Genomic DNA, 22372 nt, shown 5'->3' on the forward strand with positions numbered 1-22372 from the left:
AGAGAAAGCATGAACTTTGAAACCCGAAAGAAAAAGCTAATGGACATAAGGAGGTGTGCGCTGGACATGCAGAACGGGACCCTTCCACCGTCCATGATGGCAAGCCTTCTCGCCTCTATTTCCACTGCCATCATTGTCGGAGTCATCATGAAACAGGACCCACTTTTGGTAGTAGGCACCAGCCTTGTGGTTGCCCTGCTGGTTTACTTTCGAGCCCCATTTTCTAAGTCGTGGGCCGAGGCTCTTGATAACCGGCTAACCGACTATGAGCCAATCGACCATGAAGCGTACGCCACTTTTCACCATGCGACACGTGAGCGGGGCGGCCTCGATCTTCCTGCGGTGTTCAGTTGGATAGAGCAGGAAATGACTGCTCTCTCCGCTATCACACCGAAAGTCCCAGATTGCGCAGCCCACAAGTTCATCAGCAAGCCAGTCAAGCCAGTGGCCAATGATCGCAGCCAGGAATAGCAGGCTATGAGCGCTCTTAGCTCAAGGCACTTGTCGTTCTAATCAGGTTCACCATAGGCCGGCCTAAGGAACGGCTGCCAATTCTCGGCTCCCTCGATGTCGACGGCCTGGCCCGCAGCGGAAATTTTAAAGCTCAGTTTTCGCTTATCGGCCACCAGAAGCCCCCTGTTTGCTAGTCCTCGGGCAATGCCAAGCACGACCAGGAGAGGAGGGTAATAACTTTGCCCGATCCATGGCTCAAATGGGTCCAAGAATTCGTTTGGCTGCTGTTGCCCCTGGTAAAGAATGCGCAGGGCAGTGAGCGACATCGGCTTGCTGGCAGGGTCAATTTTTGGTTTTTGCATAGGCAAGCCTTTCAGCACTCTGGCGACCCTCCTGCCATCAGTTGTAAGCCTGACATAAAGAGACATGAGATCGCCCAAACCGATCAGCCGGTGATCCGTGTTCAGCAAGCCGCGGCTTTCCAGGGAATGCCACGTTGAGCCGGCGCCATGACCGACCAGTTTCATCTCCGCGAGCGCGTACCGTAACGGGCCATCGTACGTCATTCTTCGGACCCGACCGTCAGGACCATATTCCAGCCACCGCCATTGGCTCGCTGGCGCAGAGCCTGGCCCAGAATTCGCCTGCTCGGCCCGCTGATCTTCGTCATACGCCACCACGAGGTAGGCACGCTGGCGCTCGTTGAGCGACTCAGCGATCTCGGTTATTCGGGTGATCAGCTTTTCCTGGGCCATGATGCTGCTGAAATTTTGGGCACTTCCTTAACTTAAGCACCGCCGCCGAGCTTTGCCTTGCCGGGCGATCGCCGGCCTGGCCGAACGCGTATACACCACTGAATCACAACCACCGTCTCAAACCGGGGCAGCTTTATAGCTCGATGCACACCATCTCCGGAGACCAGGTCACCCGCATAGACCTGCTTTTCCAGGAGATCAGTATGTCCAAGCAAATCCAAGCAAATCAAACTGCAGTTCTGGTCGCTGACCGTGAGCAAGGTACGATCCTCGCCGCACTTCGCCACTACCAGGAGTTCCTCCGAAGTGGGGCGTCAGCTGCTCCGGGCCTGCTTGATATCGCAAGCAATTCCGGTCAGCTCACGCCCCTGTCGACCCAAGAGATCGAAGTGCTGTGCGAGAAAGTAAATTTCGGGTCGACCCTCAAGGAGCTCGAATCGTTCGTCGCCAACGCAAAAGCTAAGTGAAGGGTGGCGGTATGCATCCGATCATTGAAGCCTCGCGGCTTATGAAGGGCGCGCAGATCACGCGGAAAGCAGCGGTACATGCCAATGGGGGGACTATCTTCCTCTGGGAGCTCTCAACTGGTGACACCATTGAGACCATACGTTCAACCCATGGCTTCAGTTCAACCGCGTTGAAGGCCATCCCCTTTATCGATCGCGTCAATTACTACAGCGCCATGCGTGGCACCAAGGTAACTGGTAGCTACCAGCTACAAGCTTAGAAACGCTCCATCCAACCCGGCCATGCGCCGGGTTTTTTGATGCGGATTTATAGGCGCATGAGGCGCATTCCCCAAGGCAAGTTCAACGCCTTACGGCAAGACAAGTGCCTTGGCACACCTCACATGAATGGAGCAGGCAATGGCCACTCTCACCGCAGTTCAAGCACAGAAGAAAATCGAGGATCACCTGATGAAAGGGGCGGGCATCTACGCCTACCACCCTAAACTGGGTGGCCGCTACTTCAAAGCACGTGTGTCAGGCGAAATGCTGGAGGTCTGGGACGGATTCAGCTGGTTCGAGGTACCCCGCGAAACGAAGTTCAACAACGGCCATGGATCCGCGGGTGACCTGTTCACTTATTGATTTGCCAGCTAACAACGCCTTTCAGGAGACACACATGAGCACCCGCACCCCTATCGCAAAAATGGGCAAGACCATCAATGCTGCCGAAGTCGAATTCAAAGTCGGACGCAGTGTTTACAAAGTAGAAGTCCCTGCCGGCAGCCGCTGCTGCTTCCTCTCTGGTGGTACCAATGGCGGACGCTGGGTCGTAGACGATCTTTCATTCCTCAATCCGAACTCTGCCGTGTACCACGATGCCGACCACTACGGAATTCCGATTCCAGAAACCAACGTAACAGAGGATGCACGCCGGACTTGAGTCGGCTGGATTCTTGCGAGCTCTCCAGCTCTGCATAACTGCTTCACCAGCCCTCGGACTATTGGTTCGGGGGTTTTCTTATGCTACCGACTGCACCCAAGATCCGGGCGCCGTAGGCACTGCTCCTCCCTCCGCCGGCATCTCGACGCCTTCGCCCTCGATCGCTCCCGCAGTAGATACCTCAGGCGTTAGCGGCAGCTGGCAATCACCGCACACCAGGTTGTACTGGTCGCCGCCGAGCACAGATTTGTTGCAGCCAGCACACGTGTATTTCGTCCTGGCCCAGGCTTTTTTGTTCGAGCTTCGGCGGCCAGCACCAGCAGGCATGGCAGCACCCGCCAGATTGATATCCAGCCCCTGATCGTGAAGCTCGCGGATGAGGAGGCTCAGGCCACCGCCTTCGAGTAGGTAGTGCGACACCTTCTGCCCGGTCATCCGGCCACCAGGTAGGCCGGTACTGGACGGCTGCAGACCGATCTCAACCATTTTCTCGGCCCAGACCTGGTCGTGGTAGGCCCGCCGCGGGGGCTGTCCGGAGTGCTGGCGGTACTGATGACAAACCTGATGCGCCAGCGACTCGATCATTTTGCTGCTCGACAGGTGCGCCCCAATGGCAATTTGGTCCAGCGCCGGGCAGAGCTCCCCGCTCGGGAGAGCGCCAGGCCGGTAATGGCCTTCGGATCCCTGGCGTGTCGAAAATCTGATTTCGCAGCCAGGCAATGCCCCGGAAAAGAAGCGCTCGTTGATGGCGTGATAGGCGTGGTGCAGTTGCTGCAACGGGTGAGAAGGCGGCTTTGCGGTATCCATAACTCTCTTTTAATACTCGCTGCGTATAGTCACGCGTTGTCGGTGTTGCTAGTATATGGTTACACGTACACATAATTCTACATACACCATTTCTAAATCTGAGGTAACCGATGAAAAAGCTCGCTGTCGCTCTCGCTCTCGCCAGTTGCTCGCTGGCTGCATTCGCCCAGGCCGAGTCGCCTGCACCCGAGGTGGCTCAGGCCCCTGTCGCAGCCTCCGCTCCAGCAGCTGCGGCTGCGGCGGCGGCGCCAGCGGCAGACATCGAGATCATGACCGTGCTCAACACGCTCAAGGGCAAATACCCCTCCACCAACTTCACCAACGTGGAGCGGGCGCCGATCGATGGCCTCTACGAAATCACCATGGGCAAGAACATTGCCTACACCGATGCCACAGGTCGCTACCTGTTGTTCGGCAGCGTCTACGACATGCAGACCCGCAAGGACCTGACGGCACCCAAGCGAGCAGCTGCTGAGAAGATCGACGTATCGAAGTTTCCGCTGGCCGACGCGTTCACTCGCGTGAAGGGCAACGGCTCCCGCAAGCTCTACCTGTTCTCTGACCCTGACTGCCCGTTCTGCAAAACCCTGGAATCGGACGTCCTGGCCAAGCTCGACAACGTCACGATCTACACCTTCATGTACCCGCTGGACTCGCTGCACCCTCAGGCTCGCGCCAAAGCTGAATCGGTCTGGTGCTTGCCTGAAGCGGGCCGTGCAGCAGCATGGGAAGCTCTGGCGCACGGCACCCAGCCACCGGCCAAAAAATGCGACAACCCTATCGAGCGCAACATCGCGCTGGCTGAAAGCATCGGCTTCCAAGGCACCCCAGCAATGGTGAGCGAAGACGGCCGAAAGCTGCCGGGTCTGGTACCACTTGAGCGCCTGGAAAACTTCCTCAACGGCGGTTCCTGATCCCCCCTCCGACAGTCTTCTCCACGTGGCCATTTCGATGGCCACGTTGGTTTCTGATCACCTGATCATCATGAGCCCCGGGCTGGGCATTCTCATTGGAGTTGTGATGAAGCTAAGCAGCTTATGCGCATCCGCTTTCCTTACCGCCCTCTACCTCGCGTCATCCACTGTTCATGCCGAAGAGCTCGGCAAATACGGAAACACCTGGGAGATCCAGGAGCAGGATGCAATCGACATGATCCAAGGTCGGTTGAAAGCGATGGACAAGAAAGGCGAACTCGACAAGTTCTGGAACGACTACCGCGACAAGCAGTTGGCCGGAGCAGAAAACCCCAAGCCGCTACCCGGCATTGGCCCCGTCGTTGAGCCACAGATCAGGATGTACGACCCGACCTACACGTACCCTGAAACCGTCAAAGATCATCTGGGCAACATCCTGGTGCCGGCGGGCACTCGCATCAACCCGCTGGACCACATCACCCTCAGCAAAGCGATCATCTTCATCGACGCTCGCGACCCGAAGCAGCTGCAGTACGCCAAGAAGCGCACGGACGAGCACCCCCGGGACAAAGTCGTGCTGGTAGCGGGCTCGTTCCTGAAGCTCGATCGAGAGTGGGGCCGCCCGGTCTACTTCGACCAGATGGGAATCCTCACGAAGAAGTTCGGGATCGAGCGCGTTCCCGCGGTCCTGACCCAGAAGGGTAGGGAACTCCAGATTGAGGAGTTGAAGCTATGAAGAAACTGCTTATGGCCCTGGGCTTTGTGGCCACGGCCCTGCTCAGTACGGTCAGCTCTGCTGATGAAGGCGTGTGCACCGGCAAATTCCCGAACCTGATTTCGGACGTCTGCTGGTCCTGCATGTTCCCGATCAAGCTTTTCGGTTCCACGGAGCTCATCTCCGATGGCCAGGAAGACTTCGACAGTGGCAACAAAAGCGCGTTCTGCACGTGTGACAATCCGCCCAAGGTCGGCATTCCCACCTCGTTCTGGGAGTTCGACATGATGACCGACGTTACCACGGTGCCAGGGTGCTTCCCTTTGCTTGGTGGGGTGAAGGTCAATGTAGGCGTGAACGCCGATGCCTTCGGCTATATCTCTGACGATCAGAGCAGCGGTATTGGTAGTACCCGAGACTCGTTCATGCAGGTCAACTTCTACATCAACCCGGCCATGTATGTGATGGGCGCCATCCTGGACGATACCTGCATGGACAACCGTGGTATCGACGTCCCCTGGATGTCTTTCGCAGACCCCACCCACAACGACGACGAGCTCGCCGGCATCCTGACACCATACGCATTCCCGTTCGGAAGCATGCTGGCGATCGGGGCCATGTCCGCCGATGCCGTTGCCGCCGCCGCGGGCTTTCCACTGTCGACGATCTTCTGGGCAGCCGGGTCGTACGGCCACATGTACCCGCTGACCGGCCGTAACGAGGCCCACCTGAGCATGGAGCAAACCGCCAGACTGCAAACCACGCGCATTCTCGCAAAACTGCACGCTGCTGGCACCCAGTGGGCAGCAATGGGAGGGGACGCCATGTGTGGCTACTACCCGCAGATCATCATGGACAAGCGGCAGTACAAGCTGACTCGCCTCTACCCCAAGCCTGAGACCGCAAAAATCGCAGGCAAGTGCTGCTCCCCAATCGGGCGGTCGACCATTTTGACCGAATCAAACACTGAGTTCCCTCTCCCAGGTTACAAGGACTTTGGCTATGGCATTTTCCGTAAACGCGACTGCTGCGGCGGCGCTACTCTTAGCAACTAGTTTCTTCGCCGTGCCTGCCGTGTCTCAGCAGCTGGAAATGCCTTCCAACGAAGCTATCCAGAAGATCATGCAGGAGCAGGCGGCATCTCGTAGTGCAGCCCTGAACGGGAAGATTGATCCGGTGAAGGCGGGCACGTTCAAGGCCACGGTGCCGGTCATCAAGGCCCCAGCGCCCACTAAGACCGAATCGCTCGACGACGTGATTGCCCGATTTAACGCTGCCAAGGACGGGAAGAAGGTTAGCCATGGCGCGAACGACTTCATCATCTTCGTGTCGTTCTCGATGCCCAAGGACAAGCTTGAGCGACTGGCGCAACAAGCCCGCGAAACCGGTGCCGTCATGGTCGTGAGAGGGTTCAAGAACGGCTCTCAAATGCAGACCAAACAGGCTGCGCTGGAGGTGAATAAGGCCGGCGTGCCGTGGGAGATCAACCCCAATCTGTTCAAGGCCTTCAAAGTCGAATCGGTACCTACGTTCGTTGTGGCTTCTGCAGAAGCAGAGTCCGTTCTGGACGATGGCTGCTCACCAGATGCCACCTTCACGTCGATCACCGGCGACATCAGCGCCATGCTGGCCCTGGATACCATCCGCCTCCGTGCGCAGCCTGAGATCGCGAAGCTTGCCGAGGCCAGGTTGCAGAAGATCTACAAACAACAAGCCCCTGGCACCGTCCACTGACATGATCGAGCCCGGCATCGCGCCGGGCTTCTGGAGAAACTATGCAAACCGAACTGACCACCATTGCTTGGGAGCCAGGCTTCAAACTCAACCTGAGCTCCTGGGCTGATTTGGAGATTGCGAAGCGTCGGGGAGAAGGCCCGGGCGAACTATCGGCTTGCGCGTTGAATTCCTGCATCTACTTCCAGGGGCGCTATGTCATGACCCGCGACCTGGTCGAGCACGTCGAAAAGGGCATCACCTGGAACGCGCAGGTTTATGAGGCGTGGAACTATGGCCGGTGCGAAGAAATTCACAGAATTTGCCGAGGGCTTTCACCGTCAGACGCCGACGCTCTGCTGCATGCCAGCGGGTATGCGGACGTCAGCCTGGATGAGCTCAGCGACGCCTCGGACGAAGCAGTCCAAGAGGCGTGGGACGCGCTGTACGGCGAGTAATAAAAAACCCGGCCTCAGGTGAGGCCGGGTGCTGTAAAACGTTAATCAGCTTGAGCCAAGCGCCCAGAACCGAATGCCACACGGCGGGCCACTGCATCCCATTCCTGCACAGTAACCAGCATGCTGGTGCGAGCCTTCTCGTGACCGTTTACCGTCTGGCGATAGTGCAAACGCACATGGCCTGGCGTGACGCTGGGATACCCTTCGAGCTCGAACACGTTACGGAAGCCGTCTACATCGATGTTGCTGGTGGTGTAGATCTGCGAGAAGAACATCCTGTAATAACCGGCCTTTGCCAGCATCACAGCAATCTCAAAGAGCAGTTTCAAGCGCATGCAGCACGCGCTGATGAACAGAGCGAGTTCAAGCGACAGAGCTTGAACTTTGCGTTTGCAAACATCGGTGTCGATAGTCAGCTTCATGGTCATTCTCCCGGGGTGATTGGCTAAGCCTTGCGTTCGCCTAGTACCCGGTAATGCACATCACGCGACTACAAATCGGATTATCCCTGTGCAGCCTCCTCACCGCCGAGCGCTTCCATGAGAGCGGGCACGAGCTTTGCCAGCACGCCGGCGTAAGTCAGAAACATCGCGCCGAATGCTGCCTCCTCATCCTCCTCATCGGGAATCTCTTTGTTCACGTTTTCGAGGAAGACAATGCGCTTGAGTGTCGACTTGTCAGTCAGCACGAAGGACACCTCTTCATTGAACGTCATGGCCAACCGTACGGGGCGCCGACCTTCGAGGAGGTGCTGTCGGATCTCCTCGCGCTCCAGGCTGATCGAGGCGTAGCCCACCTTAGATTTTTCAAGGTCCAGCCCCTGCAGGTTGACCTCACGGTCGACCGTGAATTCGTCGGGGGATTCGTTGTTCATCAACCAGGTGGCCATCGCAGAGGAGGGGTCCATCGAGGTTCGAATCAGTGATGCAGGGATATCGATGGCGTCATGTATTTGAGTGACGACATCATCGGCTTTCGCCGGTGAGCCACAGTCGATGCCGATCAGGCCCGCCGCAGTATCGATCCACACCTTCTCCGTGCTCTGTGACTCGAATGCCCTGGGCAAGAGCTCGATAAACGCCTCTTCCTTCATCGCCTTGAGCTGGTCCCGGCTCGGCTTGTAGCCCTTCTCGGAGAGCATCTTGGCCGCCTTCTTCGCCACGTGTCGCTGCAATACAGGCTCGGGTACCTTCTTTTCTTCAAAGCACAGATTTAGCAGGATCTGCTTCTGCACCTCGAACACGAGGCCACCGCCAACCCGGGGCTCCACCCAACCCTGGGTTTTGATGACGCTACCCGTACAGGGAGTGAATGCCCTTTTTTCCAGACGTTTCGCAAGCTCGGCCGTAGACAAGCCCCAGGGCTCAGTAATCCGGTAGAGGTGAAGGTTCGAAAACATTATGCAACTCACTCCTGGCCGGCTTACCGCCAGCACAATTTGGCGCACGAAAAAGAAACATGTACGCATAATACTGGCAGATTTATTATCATGCACACACCTATCCTGCCAGTGGAAAAACCATGTCTGAATTCGCCCAGGTTGAGCAACGCCTTCTTCAACTCCGTGCAGAGGTCGCTGGACACATGGATGCGTACCACCGACTCGATGCCCCGACGATCCCGGACGGAGAATTCAACCTCCTGTTTCGTGAACTGGAGCAACTGGAAGCTGCGTATCCAGATCTGGCTACCGCTGACTCACCAACGCAGCGGGTCGGTGGCCGGGTTCTGGAAGAGTTCATCCAAGCACAACACGATGTCCCAATGCTGTCGCTCAAAGACGCCATGAACGAGGAAGAGGCCCGGGCATTTGCAAGCTCTGTGGTGGATGAGCTGTCACAGCCGGCGGACATCGAGTTCACCGCTGAACTGAAGTACGACGGCTTAGCGCTTTCGGCTCGTTACTTGGCTGGCGTTCTGGTTCGCGCAGTCACCCGCGGGGATGGTACGACCGGTGAGGATGTAACGGCACAGGCCAAAACCATCCTGAACTTGCCCCTGACCCTCCCTACGGCCATTGATCTGGAGGTTCGTGGCGAGGTCGTCATGCTGAATAGCGATTTTGAGTTCGTGAATGAGCGCCTCAAGAGCCAGGGATTCAAGACCCTCGCCAACCCCCGCAACGGCGCCGCCGGCAGCATGCGCCAGCTGGACCCCAAAGTAACTGCGTCCAGGAGACTGTCTTTCTACGCGTATGGCGCCCAAGAGCTCGACGGCACCCCTGCGTTCAAGGCAACCAAACAGTGGAAGATCATTGAGGGCTTGCTGGAGCTCGGATTCAGCATTGCCCCGGAAACGACCGTGGTCCACGGCTGGGATGGCATCAAAGGGTTCTACGATGCGGTGGGTGCGAATCGCCACAACCTCCCAGTAGCCATCGACGGCGTCGTATTCAAGGTCAACTCCCTTGCCGACCAAGAACGCCTTGGCTGGAACAATCGCACCCCCCGATTCGCCATTGCGTCCAAGTTCCCAGCAGAGGAGGCCGTCTCCATCGTCGAAGACATTGTGGTGCAGATCGGCCGAACGGGGCCTGCGACCCCTGTGGCAAAGCTCAAGCCTGTGCGCATCGGTGGCGTAGTGGTATCCAGCGCCAACCTCCACAACGCCGATCAGATCGAGGCCAAGGGTATCAAGGTCGGTAGCACCGTCATCGTTCGCCGAGCGGGCGATGTGGTACCGGAGATCGTTCGGACAGTGCCCTCGATCGGCGATGAGACCCTTTCCCACTATGTGATGCCGAAAGAGTGCCCGTCATGTGGTAGCCCCCTCGTTCGCCTGCAGGGCGCCGTCGAGCTGCATTGCCCAGGTGGCATCAAATGCCCGGCACAGAAGCAGGGCAAGATCGCTCACTTCGCGTCTCGGCTGGGAATGAACATCGACAACCTGGGCGACAAGTCGGTCTCAACTCTGATCGCCGCAGGCCTGATCAGCATGCCTTCCGACTTGTACAGTCTGAACGACAAGGTCATCGCACCGCTTCCTGGGTTTGGGCCGGTCTCCGCGAAGAACCTGGTCGCGGGCATTGAAGACTCGAAAGCTCCGGACCTTCCGCGATTCATTTTCTCGCTGGGGATCGAGGGTGTCGGCGAGGCCACCAGCAAAGCTCTGGCGGCGCAGTTCGGTTCCTGGTCAGCATTCCGCGCAGCGACTTACGCGCAACTGCTGGCCATCGCGGATGTTGGGGATGGTACCGCCACCAACATCACCCGATTCTTCGAGGATTCTACTCTCGGTGCTGAGGCAGATCGGCTGGCCACGATCACCACACCCAACGACTTCGCTGCCATCGGCGGGGCCTCGCTGAAAGGGAAGGTTATCGTCCTCACCGGCACTTTTCCAACCCTCAGCCGAGAGGCTGCCAAAGCTCTGGTCGAAGGAGCCGGTGGGAAGGTCTCAAGCAAGGTTTCAAGCAAAACCAGCTTCGTCGTTGCCGGCGAGGCAGCAGGCTCGAAACTCGAAGCCGCCAAGGACCTGAACATCGATGTGTGGGATGAAGCCCGGCTATTGGCCGCCGCCGCGGGCTGAGTATTACAGGCCGGCGTGAAGCATCACAGAGCATTAAGTTTTCATCTGGAGAACCAGAAAATGTCAGTAACTAATGGACCATACAAGCGCGATGCTAATGGAGTCGCCTATGAAGTCGACTTTGAGTATGTGCGAGATAACGTCCCGCTCGACTGGTTCTTCGAGCACATGCTCGGTGCGAAAGCGAGACCATCAGCAGGTGCAATTCGGTACAACATCTGTCCAAATCCAGCGTGCGGAGCTTCTTCCCTTCACTCGGTGAAAATCAGCGTGAAAAACGGCGGGTGGCTCTGCTACTCATGCGGTGAGCAAGGTGATGTGGTCGCTGCGGCGGCGTTCTACTGGGAAAAATCTCATCGGGAGGCTGGTCTGGATCTGATGGGCGCCGATGTGGAGCTGCTGAAGCATTATGTTCCGCCTAAGCCCATGGACGCGATCCAACGCGATGACAGTGCTCTTGCGCTGGTATTGCAACGGGTCGCCGAAGCTCGCAATTATCCGTCGAATGACGCCCTGAAGTACTTTGCTGGCCGGGGTATATCCGAGGGTGTAGCACGAGAGGCCTGCAATCGAGGCATCCTGATCACCATCCCGAACAACCCAATGGAAGCCAAGGGCTTCTTGACTGAGGTCGCAGGGCAGGAACTGATGGTGAAAGCTGGCCTGTGGAACCCCGAAAAGAAGGCGCCAGCCTGTGCATTTCGGCCACTGTGGTTTCGGTCGCAATCGCACTGTGCTGCAGAGTTCAGGCTTATGCGTGAACCCAAAGAAGGGGAGAAGAAGGCCATGCGTTACGGCGGAAAATCTCCTTGGATTTGGGAAGGCTCTGAGAGTGAGTTCATGATCGTCGAAGGCCCGATCGACATGTTATCTGCCGTCGAAATGGGCTCTAAAAGGACGATCTTTGCGCTACCTGGTTGCGAGAATTGGGAGCCTGAATGGTTCAACATGATGGCCAAGAAGAACGTACTTCAGGCGCTCGATCCTGATAAGCCGGGCTTCAAGGCTGCAGAGAACCTCAAGCCAGTACTAGAGGCTCTTGAAGCCAACCTTGGTACCTTCAATCCACCCAACCGGGTCGGCGACTTAAACGAGCAGCTCAAGCACATGCGCGGGCTCTTAAACTAACCCACCACACCCGGCTCTCGCAGCCGGGTTTTTTTTGGCTTGTTACAAAGCGACTCGTTGAAACCACAGATTCATAACGCGTACACATACGCCGATATGGGTGATAAAATCACCGCTCAGAGAAGTGGAGCCCCCCCCTTTGGACCGTCGAACATTCCTGCACTATGCCCTCGGCTTGGCTGCTTCATCAGCGCCGCTGCTCTCAAGCGCAAGCACCTTCTGGGATCAGCCGAGACGTCTCTGGTTGAAGCGTGAGGTCAAACCCGGGCAATGGGAGGAGGTCGACAAGGTTTATTACAGCAAAGGTCGACTCGATTGGTCCGGCTACGACCCCGTGTGCCGACTGATGCGCGATGTTCACACGGGCAAGGCTGTGCAGATGAGTCCTGTGCTCCTAGACATCGTCGCAGGAATTCAAGGTTGGTTCAAAATTCACGGGATAACGAAGCCCATCATTGTGCTTTCAGGGTATCGCGAAGAGTCGACCAACAAGAAGGTGGGCGGCAAAAAGCACTCTGCGCACCTAAGAGGTGGCGCCTGCGACCTCACAGTGCCAGGCGTGCCAGTAGACTACCTTCGACGACTAGCCCTATACCTTGAGGGCGGCGGCGTGGGCGTGTATCCAGGCCGAAATTTCATTCACGTGGACGACGGAAATTTGAGGGTCTGGCGGGGGTAGCGCCAGGCTCTCGCTCGATTGAGAGCCTGGCTGCCACTGAGCATGCTCAGAACATGCTGGACCAAGAGATCTGGTTGACGAGGGGTTTGTGAGGGAGCAGGGCCAGGTCCACGGCCCTCAGTGCTGGGTTACGGCCGGTGAGATACCAGCAATCATTCTGCTGACTCAACATGTATCGATCAGATAGCCGCTCCAGGGCCGAGCGGTAAGCCTCGGTGACATTGCCGCGAGATGCCAGTGCAAGGAGGTCGGCCGATCGGATACCAGGTTGTCCCCACGCGACCCGGGCAAGATCGAACCCTTCATCACCGGCCAGGATGAAGATCTCATCCGCAACAGCTTCTGGCACTGGGTCGATCATGAAAGGGAACTCAACTGGGAACACGTACCAGCGACGCCAGAACTCGTAGTGGATCCGCAGGCGTATGACGTCCTTGCGAGCTCCAAGCACCTCACAGCACTTATCAAATGCCCAGTCGCCAAGGGTAGGCCCGAACACCCACTGCGCAGCCGTAACGTACACGTCGGTCGGTAGCTTCTTCGCGAACAAGGCTTCGACGTTGGCCTTGATGATGCGAAACGCGAGACGCGTTACGCCGTCCTCGAAATCCTCTTCATCAAGCCGGCGCAGCTCATCCTTCTTCAGTTTTCGTCTTTGCGCTCCAAGGTTCGATAGATTATTGAGTGCGGCGAGCCCAAGTTCTTCAGCAAAAGGATATGACTCGACCACAGTTTCGTCAGTCCCCAGAAAATCCACTTGAGCATCGTCTGCAGCGTTATCAAGATCGAAGGCGTCAAGACCTTCGAAAAGATTGGCGCTATCAAAGCTCTCAAGCCAGTTACGAACATCGCCAGGATCAGAAAGACCGCCAGAATCGTCAGATAGAAGCTCAGATCCGAAGACATCGTTTTCTTCCTCGTTGCCCAGGGGCATATCAGTGAATTCGTTCATTGGCACCACCCTTAAACCGGAACTGTTTGCGTGAATTGGTCTGCGCCAGCCATCCGGGCATGCTGGCGCCTGGCCGGCCGTCTGATGTCGGCCGCTGTAGCGAACCTCACTTCACCCGGGGTGGCTACACTCGCCCAGGTCACCTGGTGCTCGCCGGAAACAATCGCGTAGTCGGTGGTGCCCATCGACAAGAGTTTTTGCATCACATCCCCTGTGCCCTGGGCTTGCTCAGGCTCCGTAGGCAACAGCTGGGAATAGACCTGCGTTGCCGACTCGGATTGAGGTTTGAACAGAACCAGGTTGCGAGCTCGACTCAGGCAGGCCTCGCGCAGATCCAGAGACTCACGCCCAAGATCGTCGAGCGAACCAGCTGCAACCCATACGCTCATCACCTGCTCAGTCTCTGGCGAGAGCAGCTGCTCGATGCTCGGGTCATTGCAACCACCTGGATCAGTGAACACAGCCAGCGCAGTGGGTGCACCAGGCTCACCGATCGACCGCAGAACAGCATCCGCCAGGTTCGAGATCACGATGCGGCGGAGATTGGACGCAGCCTGGCCTCGGCCAATGTAGGGAATTGCGAGATACACGATCTTTCGTGTTACCAGCGCCTCGTGCAGCACGACGTCAGGCTGGTAGCTGTTGAACACTTCACCCGCTCTACCGGCGCCGAGCATGCACATGCTCCCAGCGAGGCCCGAGAAGCGTCCTTTCAGCTTTACCGCACAGATGTCGCCATCATCATCCTGAAAGGCCTTGCAGGCCTGCTGCAGGGCTCCCAGCTGCACTGAACGAGGGTATGCAGTGGCCATGTGTTCGATCAGCGCTGAAATAGCGTCAGGCTTCATCACGAACATACCCAGATCAAGGTACGAGTAGGGCAGGCCAGCGAGCTGCAGCGAGGACACAATCGCACGAACAAGAGCTGCGGTTGGGGTTGAATCGTGACCTGCCGTCGCATCCTGATCCGCGAGGAAATTCAAGACATGGCTCGCGACCTTGGTAGGTGCTGTGTGCAGCACCGGGTTGTAGGTATGGCTCAAGGCGGGACTACTAGGATTCACGATGAGCAGATCAGCTCCCCGGCCAACTGCAGTGCTGGCGCCGATCATCGCTCCCAAAAGTGATTCATCGACCGATGAGCCGACCACGAAGACCGCAGCGCCGGCTGCAATGCGTCGCTGAATCACCTCCCTGATCAGTTGCCCCTGGCCCTCAGTGCTCTCATCGAGCACAAGGGTATGCCCGGGCACAACATGAGCGCCCTTAGGTTCTACGTTACTCATCTCTCAGCTGCTCCTGTTGTTTCTTCCGCCCACCAGTGGGCAGCCCGCTGCCACCCAGGTACTTGTCACTATTCTTGAAGAAGTCCGCACCCTTAACGGACGGCCTGCGGAAGTGGTTGATTCGAATAGGGCCGATTTCTTTCTGCAGCTTTCTGTCGATGCTGATCATCGGCACCCGGACGTTGAAGATCTGGTCTCCGCCGTACTGGATGATGCATTCCCCCTTACCGAGCGCTTTGAGGTCATCCGGCGAGACCTTGTACTCCTCCTGCTCTCGCTCACCGACTGATATGCCGGCGGCAGCACCGGTGCCACCCTCTGGCGCCACATTGAGAAGGGGGGTGCTACTGCTTTCGTTCTGCGTACCGCTCAATGACTTCGTGATACCGATTTTCATGCCGATGAGGTCTGCACACTCAACGGCCGTGGCCTGGGTACCGATCTTGAAAAAGATCTTGGTCCAGGTGTTACCGATGACCATCTCTTTGAAGTCAGGGGAAACCACATCCAGGTTGGCCAAGGTCTGGGCTGCGGGGAACAGTGCCATCTGCGCGCTGCGCCCCTGTTCAAAGGGGCGTGCTAGCGACTGAACGGCGTAACTCCCCAGCTCATCCATGAAATTGAAATGCGGGGGGTTAGGCCGGTCCTCTTCAGGCAGCGCCTGGATCCACGAGATAGCCGTACGCAGGTCGCCCAGGAACATCTTGCCGAAGTTGGAGGCGGCTTCGTTTTTACCCATCGTCGGGAGAGCGACGTAGATGATCTTCTTCGCCCGGATTGCTTCGAACAGGTCGATCTCGGGGGCGTAGGTGTTCATCACGTCACCGAATTTCCCCGTACCGAACAAGTACATCCGGCCGGCAAGACCGCCGAACGTTTCCTTCATCCGCTTGATGTCGACCACGTTCTCCATGCCCGGCTTTCCGCCGATCTTGTATTGTTCAAGGAACAGGGAGAAGTTCTTGGTCGCCGGGTTGTGAGGCTGGGTCTTCTTAAGCAGTGTTTCCAGCTCCTCGATCGCTTTGTGGTTCATCAACAGGATCGTGAAGTCGATGAAGTTGTAAGCGAGGCCAGCAGCTTGCATTGCCGCTACGAGGGTGGTGATACCTTGGTTCGCAGACTGTTTGTAGTGGTCAGCGCCAGGGTTATTCTCGGTAGAGGGAATGATGGACAGGATGCGGGCGGCGATCTCATCAGGGTCACCCCTGAGGATGGGGTTGTAGGTGTTGCTGAGTGATGGGTTACCCGGGTTCAGAATCAGCAGATCCTGCTCGCGGCCCGCCCAGACGCAGTACTGGTAGATCGTTTGAATGTCGTCCGCATTCATCTTGCCGTCGATGAACGTCAGGCCGCCGCCACGCTGGATCTGCTGGAACATCATCAGCTTGCCCAGAACGGTCTTACCGACACCGGACTGACCCAGGATAAATCCATGTCGCATGAAGTCTTCATCAGGGACACGGACAGGCTGTCCCGTGTCGGTGGTGAAGCCAAGCAGCAAGCCATCTCCGTGCGCCAGATCGGTAGCCGAGCGGATATTGATCTTCGACTCAAGGAGGAGCTGGTTCTTCCAGAAATCAAAGACACGGTTGCCCACGTACGCCGCACCCGCAGCCCCCATGGCGAGGGGGAGGGTGGCCGGCACAGAGCTGAAAAAAGGCGATGTCAGAAGTCCACCAGCACCGATCGAACTCAGTGCCAGGGTGTCTTTGAAGCCACCGATTTTCGAGCGAAGTATCTGATCCATACTCATGGAGGTGAGCCTTTAGCTACGCACAAAAAAACCCGAGCACCATGAGGCGCCCGGGTTATGGGGGGTTAGAGGAAAACGCTCGACTTGGAAGCCTGCGCATTGTCGTTCTCTGCTGCGGGTAAGCGCAGCAGCGGCGATTGCAAAAGCGATTGGATTTCCATCTGCGTCAGGAGCTTGTCCTGTTCGATGGTGGCCCGAACGCCTGGTACGTTGTTTACGGCCTGGCCTTTATCAGCGATCTGCTTGAGTTGGTCTTTGTACTGCTGGAACCGCGTTTTTTCGGCAGTTTGCGTAGCCAACTGCTGCTGGGTATCTGCTTGAGCAGTCCTGGCTGCGCTGGTTGTGTCTGCAGCTGATTCGTTTACCTGGCCATGCTGGGCTTCCTCGCGGAGACCCTCGACATACTTGGTGTCATCGAATTTGCCAGTGAAGACATCGGCACTGAAGCCGAGCAACGAAAGGCATTTTGAGGTCGCGTCTGTGAGACTTTTCTTGGCGTGATCCTCATCACTACTGATGATTCCGTAGGAATCTCGCGTGATGTAGGTGGTCGCGCCGAACTGCTTCACTGAACCGCGGAATCCCTGTTGCAGGTACCACAGCTCGACGTACACCTTGTGAATGACTTCTTTACCAACAACCTGGCCATCCAACACGAACGGTTTCCCGTCCACGTACGCTTCACTGATCAGCTCGACACCCCAGCCAAGTCCAAAAGGTCCGAAAACCTCAGTAGCACGCTTGATCTGATAGATGGGCGCGATCGCGGTCCCCTGGAAACCACCCTTGTTGAAGGACTTGGTCTCATCAGGATTGGTCTTCTCAACCTTGTTCCACACCTCCAGGCCAATAGAAGCCGCGGCCTGGCCCTGGCTGGCCCACAGCGATTCGCCGTTGGCCGAGCTTTGGTGGGTTGCTGCGTCTGTTCTGGTTTGCATTTTTGACTCCTACGACTCTGCAAAGAGGGAATACCTAATGCAGGGGTATGAAGCACAGCTGCTGATAAGGTGGTGGGGCTAGACCGCGAAATCGCCAAAAGCGTTTGCAATACGTAACACGTCGCTATATTTTAGGCGCCACAAGAGGACGGTTGCAACAAAAAGCCAACTATCTGTATTATCGCTACGTGTTATTTAGCATTCCAAACCAACGAGTATCCTATGATCACCTTGAACAGAGCCATTCTGCTTGCGTCGCTTGCGCTCTCAGCAAGCACCGCGGGTGCCGTTGATGTGCGACAGGTAGTGGTTCCAGACAGCTACGGCGTTGCGATTGAGCCCGCGCATGCAGGGCACGCGCTTGTTGAATCCATTCGCGACACCCAGAAGAAAGCCGAATCTCCGGTCTGGACGGTGACTGAGCCAGCCAGGCCTCGGGCCCTGATGCCGGCAGAAGAGGCTCTGCTCGATGCAGAAGATGCAAAGATCGCCGAGGAGGCCCGTCACACGCGGACCACGCTCTACTTTGACTTCGACAAGAGCATGCCTACGGGCTGGTGGCCGCTGACCAACGTCATCGCTGACGCACTTCGCGTCGGCAGCACCATCACCCTGATCGGTTATGCGGACGAAGTGGGCGAGGCGATTTACAACCAGCGCCTGTCCGAGAACCGCGCCATCGAAGCTGCGCGTTACCTGGTTCGGCACGGTGTTAAGAAGAAAAACATCAAGGTTTACGGCCGGGGCAAGCGTGACCCTGTATCTAGCTCCGATAGCTCGATGAACCGTCGGGTCGAGGTCGACATCGTTAAAGCTGCGGGGAAACCTCTGTGAAGGAGATCGATATCCCGCGCTACGTTGACAGTCAGACGCAATTACTTTTTTGGGAAATCGATGAGGCTGCGATCTTCATTGGCTGCCTGGGCGCAGGTATCGCACTGGGGGGCTGGGCAACCATCGCTTCCCTCGCCGGCGGCTGGTACGCAGTAAAGCGGTTTAAGCGTTTCAAGAGCGGTGCACTGGACGGCATTCTGCATCACCTCTGCTACGAGGCAGGCGTCATGGGGCTGAATAAACACTACGACGACTCTTCGAAGCGCGACTACTTCTACTAAAGCTTTCGAACGACTTTATTTGTACGCGTTATGTATTCGATAGCGCTTTGAGGCCGCAATGAAGATCAAGAAAATGCAGAACACGATGGAAGGGCTGAAAAGTCTCAGAAACTTCCAGACCTTGTCGATCGCGTGCCTTTCGGTATCGGTCCTGCTGCTCACTTTCAACCAAATGGGGCAGCACGAAACCACACGTTTGGTGCCGCCGAACCTGGACAAGGCCGTGAAGGTTGGCTGGAACAACGCGGACGACGAGTACATCAAGTCCTTTGGCCTTTATGCCTCGACTTTGATGGGCAATGTCACGCCCAAGAACGTGAATTTCATTGCCGACTCTGTTAGCGCCTTCGTTGATCCGAAGATCTACGCAGACGTGCGCAAGAAGATGTTCGTGTTGGCCAACGACCCCGTGTTCGCAACGAATGCTGGTTCTGTGTCCTGGAACGCCACTGACATCAGCTACGAGAAGGAGACGAAGAAGGTTTTCATTCTCGGTTCGATGGAGTCTCGCAGCGCAACCGGCAAGCCCAAACCGGACTACCAAGTGGTCGAGTACGTCATCGAGATGCGTGCGGGCCGCCCTTGGATCACGGGTATGGACCACTACCCAGGCAGCACCCCAAAAACACTCAAGTGGCTTCAGTCTCACCCGCCTAAGCCAGCAGAACCAACCAAGGAGGCGCTTCAGTGAAACGCTCAGCCATTGCTCTAGTCGTGCTGGCCACCATCCATGCATCCATCTCATGGGCTGATGGGATGGCGGAAGTAAAATTGCCGCCTGTTCCTACGGCAGCAAAACGAGTCAAACCTGTCGAAGCGCAGCCTCTGCCTGGCTTGGGCGTTATGCCTGGCGCCGAATCTGATTCGCGCACCCAGGTAGTTCGCGTGAGCTCGGACCGTAACGAAGTTATTTACGTTTCGAACATCTTGCCGAACCGGATTTCCACTCCGTTCGCTTCGCCTAAAGCAGTCGACCAGCAACCTGATGATTTGGATATCAGTACGATCGGCCAATCGCTTTATGCGACGATGAAGACGAAGGATAAGCCAGTCGCACTGTACGTGACTGGTTCTAATCCAAACGACCCGGTCATTTCTTTGACCCTGATTCCGAAGGAGCTCCCACAGCAGACCATTACGCTGCAACTGGACAAGCCGATGGTGGAAACTGGCGGTCATGCGTCCGAGAACCATGCGCCCGACAGCAACAACTACACCGATACTATTCGTTACGTGTTGCGAGAAGCAGCTCTCGGCAAAACCCCTGAAGGCTTCAGTGAAGGTCTGTTGCCTGCGTCGGCCGCGAACATTGGCAACGTAATTGCCTATCCAAAAGTTCGTTACTCCGGCCCAGAGTACGATATTTATCGTTACAGCCTGCAAGGAACGTCCAAAACCGACGTCGATCTTGATGAAGGTACGTTCTACAGCGATGGTGTCCGCGCTGTGTCTTTCTTCCCGACAGCCACCCTACGTGCCGGCATGACCACTGATGTGTTCATCGTCTCTGATAAGTCGGCTACGGGGAATTAAGCATGGCTATCAAAGACCAGCTGAAAGATAAGTGGCAAGATCTTAGCCCAGGCGTTCGATCGACAATTGCAATTATTGGCCTTTTAGGCTTCTTGATGATTGTCGGCTCTGTAATTGTTGGCAATGACAAGCCCAAGAACAATACGAAAACCGAAGGCACTTCCGACACCAAGCTGCTCTTGCCTCGTGGAGATAATAATACTCCTGAGCAGATCATGGCTAAATTGGCTTTACAGGACAAACGTTTTAAAGAGATCGGCCAATCGCTCAAGCAGATGGAGCAAGATCGCAAAGATGATCGCCTACGCGCCCTTGAAGAAGAACGACTGCGGGGGCAACGGCCTGACCCTGTTACCCAGGACACGCTTCGCGAGCTGAAGCGCTTGGGTGATCGGATGGACAAACTGGAGCTTAGCAAGGGCGGTACCGCTCCAGCTCTGAATGCTGCGTTGCCAGGCTATGAAAGCGCAGCTGGCACTGGTGAAGCCCTGCAAGAGCCGAAACCGAAGGTAGCAACCCTGCGGGTCACTGGCGGTACCCAAACGGCCCGGAATGAGGCCCCGAAGCAGGCAGAGAAGCCGACCCCGGCGATGCCAGCCGGTTCGTTCTTCGAAGGTGTGCTGCTGAACGGTATGGACGCGCCAACCAGCTCCACAACGCAGAAAAACCCTGTGCCGACGACCATGCGAATCAAGTCTGACGCCGTACTGCCAAACAAGTACAGCGTCGATGTTAAAGAATGTTTTGCGCTCGCTTCTGGCTACGGTGTTCTTTCCAGTGAGCGCGCTATGCTCCGGACAGAATCTTTCTCTTGCGTACGCAAAGACGGAAAGATCATCGAAGGGAAGATGGAAGGTTACATCGTTGGCGAGGACGGGCGGGTCGGTATGCGTGGTCGACTCGTGTCCAAGCAGGGCCAGATGATTGCCAAAACTTTGGTTGCCGGCGGTCTCTCGGGCCTCGCACAGGGCATGACACCACAAACAATCCCGCAGTTGAGCCTGGGTGACAGCAGCACCACTCAAACCCAAAGCGCTGACACATCGACCATTCTGCAAACTGGTGTTGCTAAAGGGTTCTCTACTTCCGCGAATGAAATTGCCAAATTCTACATGGAGATGGCTCGCGAAATGACTCCGGTAGTTGAGATCGACGCCGGCCGCAAAGTTACGATCATGCTGGTGAAAGGGATCGAACTGAAATGATGAAAGGTAATCATATGAAACGTACTGCATTAGTCGCAGCGCTGTTGCCTATTGCTCTTCTGAGTGGTTGTTCGTCCTGGTTGAATACCGCCGGCGATGACGAGTTCTCATGCCCAGGCATGCCGCAAGGCATCATTTGTAAGTCGCCAATGGCTGTTTACAAGTCCACAGAACAGAGCCCAGCGCTGACCGACAGCGATATGCCAATTGGTCAGAAGGCACCGAACGTAAAGTACGGTGACGACATGGGAAAGACTGCCGGCTCTGAGCATAACCTCAAGGTATCCAATGGTGTGCCAGGGCCAGCTGTTGCGGATCTTGCTCGACCGGTTCGAGTTCCAGCCCAAGTCATGCGCATCTGGATCGCTCCGTGGATCGACAGCAAGGACGATTTGCACTTTCCGTCCTACCTCTTTACCGAGATTCAGCCACGCACTTGGTCGTTCGGAAAATCCGAATACTCAGGCCAAGGCATGGTTGTTCCTCACCTTGAGTTAACCGCTGTACCGCCAGTCAATGTTGCCGCCCCTAAATCGGAAAACGTTGCTGCAGAACCAACCAATTACGGACCGCAAGTTACGTCGTCCGCAATCCCATCCACAACTGACATCAATCTGAACTGATAACACTGGGAGCTACACAATGACCGCACAAATCGCACAAATCGAAACCACCGCAGTAGCCGCTGCTCCATTCAAGAAAATCGACAAACGTGCCCTGGTGAGCATGGCTGTGGTCGGTCTGGCTGTCGCCGTCGACGTGACCGCCGGCTCCGACTCCACCTTCACCGAGATCGTCACCAGCCTCGACGGTTGGATGACCGGCTCCCTCGGTAAGGTCTTTGCCCTGGGTGCCCTCGGTACCGGCCTGGCAATCGGCGTGGTCAAGCAATCGGTCATGGCCGTTGTGACCGGCGTAGCCGTAGCGCTCTCTGCAAGCGTTGGCCCAGGCGTACTGACCAACATCTTCACCGCAACGCTGTAACGCCCCTCAAGGCGCACTAGGTCGCTAGTGCGCCTTTTCAACTGGCTCTGCCTGCGGGTTGCCCTCC

At 56.7% G+C, this 22372-nt stretch carries 28 protein-coding genes; 20 read left to right on the top strand and 8 right to left on the bottom strand.

Annotation, left to right across the window (positions count from 1 at the left end):
- The first annotated feature begins 9 nt into the window (after window positions 1-9).
- Complete coding sequence (locus GST84_27310) at window positions 10-471, top strand: hypothetical protein (GenBank protein XGB16013.1); 462 nt, start codon at window positions 10-12, stop codon at window positions 469-471.
- Between the two features lie 38 nt (window positions 472-509).
- Here the strand turns inward: GST84_27310 and GST84_27315 are convergent, their stop codons facing one another.
- Complete coding sequence (locus GST84_27315) at window positions 510-1208, bottom strand: hypothetical protein (protein ID XGB16014.1); 699 nt, start codon at window positions 1206-1208, stop codon at window positions 510-512.
- A gap of 203 nt (window positions 1209-1411) precedes the next feature.
- On the opposite strand from GST84_27315, the gene GST84_27320 reads away from it, so the two are divergent.
- The 4 genes from GST84_27320 (at window position 1412) to GST84_27335 (ending at window position 2597) form a co-directional block, all read left to right on the top strand.
- Complete coding sequence (locus GST84_27320; GenBank protein ID XGB16015.1) at window positions 1412-1675, top strand: hypothetical protein; 264 nt, start codon at window positions 1412-1414, stop codon at window positions 1673-1675.
- An 11-nt stretch (window positions 1676-1686) separates the two neighbouring features.
- Window positions 1687-1935, top strand: a complete 249-nt coding sequence (locus GST84_27325) for a hypothetical protein (GenBank protein ID XGB16016.1) — start codon at window positions 1687-1689, stop codon at window positions 1933-1935.
- Between the two features lie 139 nt (window positions 1936-2074).
- Window positions 2075-2299, top strand: a complete 225-nt coding sequence (locus tag GST84_27330; protein XGB16017.1) for a hypothetical protein — start codon at window positions 2075-2077, stop codon at window positions 2297-2299.
- Between the two features lie 34 nt (window positions 2300-2333).
- Entirely contained in the window at window positions 2334-2597 is a 264-nt protein-coding gene (locus GST84_27335; protein ID XGB16018.1) for a hypothetical protein, read from the top strand.
- Between the two features lie 78 nt (window positions 2598-2675).
- On the opposite strand, the gene GST84_27340 is transcribed toward GST84_27335, so the two are convergent.
- Complete coding sequence (locus GST84_27340; protein XGB16019.1) at window positions 2676-3404, bottom strand: hypothetical protein; 729 nt, start codon at window positions 3402-3404, stop codon at window positions 2676-2678.
- 110 nt (window positions 3405-3514) lie between these two features.
- On the opposite strand from GST84_27340, the gene GST84_27345 reads away from it, so the two are divergent.
- From GST84_27345 to GST84_27365, 5 genes are read left to right on the top strand one after another with little or no spacing between them, the layout of a single operon-like run.
- Window positions 3515-4318 carry a thioredoxin fold domain-containing protein gene (locus GST84_27345; GenBank protein XGB16020.1) on the top strand — a complete coding sequence of 268 codons (804 nt, stop codon included), beginning with the start codon at window positions 3515-3517 and terminating at the stop codon, window positions 4316-4318.
- Window positions 4319-4355: 37 nt separating this feature from the next.
- Window positions 4356-5054, top strand: coding sequence for a type-F conjugative transfer system protein TraW (gene traW / locus GST84_27350; protein ID XGB16021.1), 699 nt, complete (start codon window positions 4356-4358; stop codon window positions 5052-5054).
- Complete coding sequence (locus GST84_27355; GenBank protein XGB16022.1) at window positions 5051-6088, top strand: conjugal transfer protein TraU; 1038 nt, start codon at window positions 5051-5053, stop codon at window positions 6086-6088. Before traW ends, GST84_27355 begins: the two co-directional genes overlap by 4 nt.
- A gap of 37 nt (window positions 6089-6125) precedes the next feature.
- Window positions 6126-6767 (top strand): type-F conjugative transfer system pilin assembly protein TrbC, encoded by a 642-nt coding sequence (gene trbC, locus GST84_27360; GenBank protein XGB16094.1) that lies wholly within the window; start codon window positions 6126-6128, stop codon window positions 6765-6767.
- Between the two features lie 41 nt (window positions 6768-6808).
- Complete coding sequence (locus GST84_27365) at window positions 6809-7204, top strand: hypothetical protein (GenBank protein XGB16023.1); 396 nt, start codon at window positions 6809-6811, stop codon at window positions 7202-7204.
- A gap of 41 nt (window positions 7205-7245) precedes the next feature.
- On the opposite strand, the gene GST84_27370 is transcribed toward GST84_27365, so the two are convergent.
- Window positions 7246-7626, bottom strand: coding sequence for a hypothetical protein (locus GST84_27370; protein ID XGB16024.1), 381 nt, complete (start codon window positions 7624-7626; stop codon window positions 7246-7248).
- Between the two features lie 80 nt (window positions 7627-7706).
- Window positions 7707-8603 (bottom strand): recombination-associated protein RdgC, encoded by an 897-nt coding sequence (locus tag GST84_27375; protein ID XGB16025.1) that lies wholly within the window; start codon window positions 8601-8603, stop codon window positions 7707-7709.
- A 122-nt stretch (window positions 8604-8725) separates the two neighbouring features.
- Between GST84_27375 and ligA the strand changes: the two genes are divergently transcribed.
- The 3 genes from ligA (at window position 8726) to GST84_27390 (ending at window position 12539) form a co-directional block, all read left to right on the top strand.
- Window positions 8726-10732 carry an NAD-dependent DNA ligase LigA gene (gene ligA, locus GST84_27380; protein ID XGB16026.1) on the top strand — a complete coding sequence of 669 codons (2007 nt, stop codon included), beginning with the start codon at window positions 8726-8728 and terminating at the stop codon, window positions 10730-10732.
- A 60-nt stretch (window positions 10733-10792) separates the two neighbouring features.
- Window positions 10793-11860 carry a toprim domain-containing protein gene (locus tag GST84_27385; GenBank protein XGB16027.1) on the top strand — a complete coding sequence of 356 codons (1068 nt, stop codon included), beginning with the start codon at window positions 10793-10795 and terminating at the stop codon, window positions 11858-11860.
- A gap of 139 nt (window positions 11861-11999) precedes the next feature.
- Window positions 12000-12539, top strand: coding sequence for a DUF882 domain-containing protein (locus GST84_27390; GenBank protein ID XGB16028.1), 540 nt, complete (start codon window positions 12000-12002; stop codon window positions 12537-12539).
- Window positions 12540-12585: 46 nt separating this feature from the next.
- Here the strand turns inward: GST84_27390 and GST84_27395 are convergent, their stop codons facing one another.
- The 4 genes from GST84_27395 to GST84_27410 form a co-directional block, all read right to left on the bottom strand.
- A complete protein-coding gene (locus tag GST84_27395; GenBank protein ID XGB16029.1) occupies window positions 12586-13491 on the bottom strand; it encodes a hypothetical protein in 906 nt (301 codons plus the stop codon).
- Between the two features lie 11 nt (window positions 13492-13502).
- Complete coding sequence (locus GST84_27400) at window positions 13503-14777, bottom strand: hypothetical protein (GenBank protein ID XGB16030.1); 1275 nt, start codon at window positions 14775-14777, stop codon at window positions 13503-13505.
- A complete protein-coding gene (locus tag GST84_27405) occupies window positions 14770-16530 on the bottom strand; it encodes a type IV secretion system DNA-binding domain-containing protein (GenBank protein XGB16031.1) in 1761 nt (586 codons plus the stop codon). Before GST84_27405 ends, GST84_27400 begins: the two co-directional genes overlap by 8 nt.
- A 65-nt stretch (window positions 16531-16595) precedes the next feature.
- Entirely contained in the window at window positions 16596-17468 is an 873-nt protein-coding gene (locus GST84_27410) for a hypothetical protein (protein XGB16032.1), read from the bottom strand.
- Window positions 17469-17690: 222 nt separating this feature from the next.
- On the opposite strand from GST84_27410, the gene GST84_27415 reads away from it, so the two are divergent.
- From GST84_27415 to GST84_27445, 7 genes are read left to right on the top strand one after another with little or no spacing between them, the layout of a single operon-like run.
- Window positions 17691-18302, top strand: a complete 612-nt coding sequence (locus GST84_27415) for an OmpA family protein (GenBank protein XGB16033.1) — start codon at window positions 17691-17693, stop codon at window positions 18300-18302.
- Window positions 18299-18583, top strand: coding sequence for a type IV conjugative transfer system protein TraL (gene traL, locus GST84_27420; protein ID XGB16034.1), 285 nt, complete (start codon window positions 18299-18301; stop codon window positions 18581-18583). Before GST84_27415 ends, traL begins: the two co-directional genes overlap by 4 nt.
- A gap of 58 nt (window positions 18584-18641) precedes the next feature.
- Window positions 18642-19274: a hypothetical protein gene (locus GST84_27425; protein ID XGB16035.1), complete on the top strand. Its 633-nt coding sequence runs from the start codon at window positions 18642-18644 to the stop codon at window positions 19272-19274.
- A complete protein-coding gene (locus GST84_27430; GenBank protein ID XGB16036.1) occupies window positions 19271-20116 on the top strand; it encodes a conjugal transfer protein TraK in 846 nt (281 codons plus the stop codon). The genes GST84_27425 and GST84_27430 overlap by 4 nt, the downstream gene beginning before the upstream one ends.
- A gap of 2 nt (window positions 20117-20118) precedes the next feature.
- Window positions 20119-21321, top strand: a complete 1203-nt coding sequence (locus tag GST84_27435; GenBank protein XGB16037.1) for a conjugal transfer protein TraB — start codon at window positions 20119-20121, stop codon at window positions 21319-21321.
- Between the two features lie 14 nt (window positions 21322-21335).
- Window positions 21336-21944: a type IV conjugative transfer system lipoprotein TraV gene (gene traV, locus GST84_27440; protein ID XGB16038.1), complete on the top strand. Its 609-nt coding sequence runs from the start codon at window positions 21336-21338 to the stop codon at window positions 21942-21944.
- Window positions 21945-21963: 19 nt separating this feature from the next.
- The gene (locus tag GST84_27445) at window positions 21964-22305 is read left to right on the top strand and encodes a hypothetical protein (protein ID XGB16039.1); all 342 of its coding nucleotides are present in this window, start codon (window positions 21964-21966) and stop codon (window positions 22303-22305) included.
- The last annotated feature ends 67 nt before the right edge of the window (window positions 22306-22372 follow it).

This window comes from Pseudomonas putida, assembly GCA_041879295.1.
Taxonomy (GTDB): domain Bacteria; phylum Pseudomonadota; class Gammaproteobacteria; order Pseudomonadales; family Pseudomonadaceae; genus Aquipseudomonas; species Aquipseudomonas putida_Y.

What these genes read in the sequence shown, in the direction of transcription:
- GST84_27310 (XGB16013.1), top strand. Translation starts at nt 10, where the DNA reads ATGAACTTTGAAACCCGAAAGAAAAAGCTAATGGACATAAGGAGGTGT.
- GST84_27315 (XGB16014.1), bottom strand. Translation starts at nt 1,208, where the DNA reads ATGGCCCAGGAAAAGCTGATCACCCGAATAACCGAGATCGCTGAGTCG.
- GST84_27320 (XGB16015.1), top strand. Translation starts at nt 1,412, where the DNA reads ATGTCCAAGCAAATCCAAGCAAATCAAACTGCAGTTCTGGTCGCTGAC.
- GST84_27325 (XGB16016.1), top strand. Translation starts at nt 1,687, where the DNA reads ATGCATCCGATCATTGAAGCCTCGCGGCTTATGAAGGGCGCGCAGATC.
- GST84_27330 (XGB16017.1), top strand. Translation starts at nt 2,075, where the DNA reads ATGGCCACTCTCACCGCAGTTCAAGCACAGAAGAAAATCGAGGATCAC.
- GST84_27335 (XGB16018.1), top strand. Translation starts at nt 2,334, where the DNA reads ATGAGCACCCGCACCCCTATCGCAAAAATGGGCAAGACCATCAATGCT.
- GST84_27340 (XGB16019.1), bottom strand. Translation starts at nt 3,404, where the DNA reads ATGGATACCGCAAAGCCGCCTTCTCACCCGTTGCAGCAACTGCACCAC.
- GST84_27345 (XGB16020.1), top strand. Translation starts at nt 3,515, where the DNA reads ATGAAAAAGCTCGCTGTCGCTCTCGCTCTCGCCAGTTGCTCGCTGGCT.
- traW (XGB16021.1), top strand. Translation starts at nt 4,356, where the DNA reads ATGGCCACGTTGGTTTCTGATCACCTGATCATCATGAGCCCCGGGCTG.
- GST84_27355 (XGB16022.1), top strand. Translation starts at nt 5,051, where the DNA reads ATGAAGAAACTGCTTATGGCCCTGGGCTTTGTGGCCACGGCCCTGCTC.
- trbC (XGB16094.1), top strand. Translation starts at nt 6,126, where the DNA reads ATGCCTTCCAACGAAGCTATCCAGAAGATCATGCAGGAGCAGGCGGCA.
- GST84_27365 (XGB16023.1), top strand. Translation starts at nt 6,809, where the DNA reads ATGCAAACCGAACTGACCACCATTGCTTGGGAGCCAGGCTTCAAACTC.
- GST84_27370 (XGB16024.1), bottom strand. Translation starts at nt 7,626, where the DNA reads ATGAAGCTGACTATCGACACCGATGTTTGCAAACGCAAAGTTCAAGCT.
- GST84_27375 (XGB16025.1), bottom strand. Translation starts at nt 8,603, where the DNA reads ATGTTTTCGAACCTTCACCTCTACCGGATTACTGAGCCCTGGGGCTTG.
- ligA (XGB16026.1), top strand. Translation starts at nt 8,726, where the DNA reads ATGTCTGAATTCGCCCAGGTTGAGCAACGCCTTCTTCAACTCCGTGCA.
- GST84_27385 (XGB16027.1), top strand. Translation starts at nt 10,793, where the DNA reads ATGTCAGTAACTAATGGACCATACAAGCGCGATGCTAATGGAGTCGCC.
- GST84_27395 (XGB16029.1), bottom strand. Translation starts at nt 13,491, where the DNA reads ATGAACGAATTCACTGATATGCCCCTGGGCAACGAGGAAGAAAACGAT.
- GST84_27400 (XGB16030.1), bottom strand. Translation starts at nt 14,777, where the DNA reads ATGAGTAACGTAGAACCTAAGGGCGCTCATGTTGTGCCCGGGCATACC.
- GST84_27405 (XGB16031.1), bottom strand. Translation starts at nt 16,530, where the DNA reads ATGAGTATGGATCAGATACTTCGCTCGAAAATCGGTGGCTTCAAAGAC.
- GST84_27410 (XGB16032.1), bottom strand. Translation starts at nt 17,468, where the DNA reads ATGCAAACCAGAACAGACGCAGCAACCCACCAAAGCTCGGCCAACGGC.
- GST84_27415 (XGB16033.1), top strand. Translation starts at nt 17,691, where the DNA reads ATGATCACCTTGAACAGAGCCATTCTGCTTGCGTCGCTTGCGCTCTCA.
- GST84_27425 (XGB16035.1), top strand. Translation starts at nt 18,642, where the DNA reads ATGAAGATCAAGAAAATGCAGAACACGATGGAAGGGCTGAAAAGTCTC.
- GST84_27435 (XGB16037.1), top strand. Translation starts at nt 20,119, where the DNA reads ATGGCTATCAAAGACCAGCTGAAAGATAAGTGGCAAGATCTTAGCCCA.
- traV (XGB16038.1), top strand. Translation starts at nt 21,336, where the DNA reads ATGAAACGTACTGCATTAGTCGCAGCGCTGTTGCCTATTGCTCTTCTG.
- GST84_27445 (XGB16039.1), top strand. Translation starts at nt 21,964, where the DNA reads ATGACCGCACAAATCGCACAAATCGAAACCACCGCAGTAGCCGCTGCT.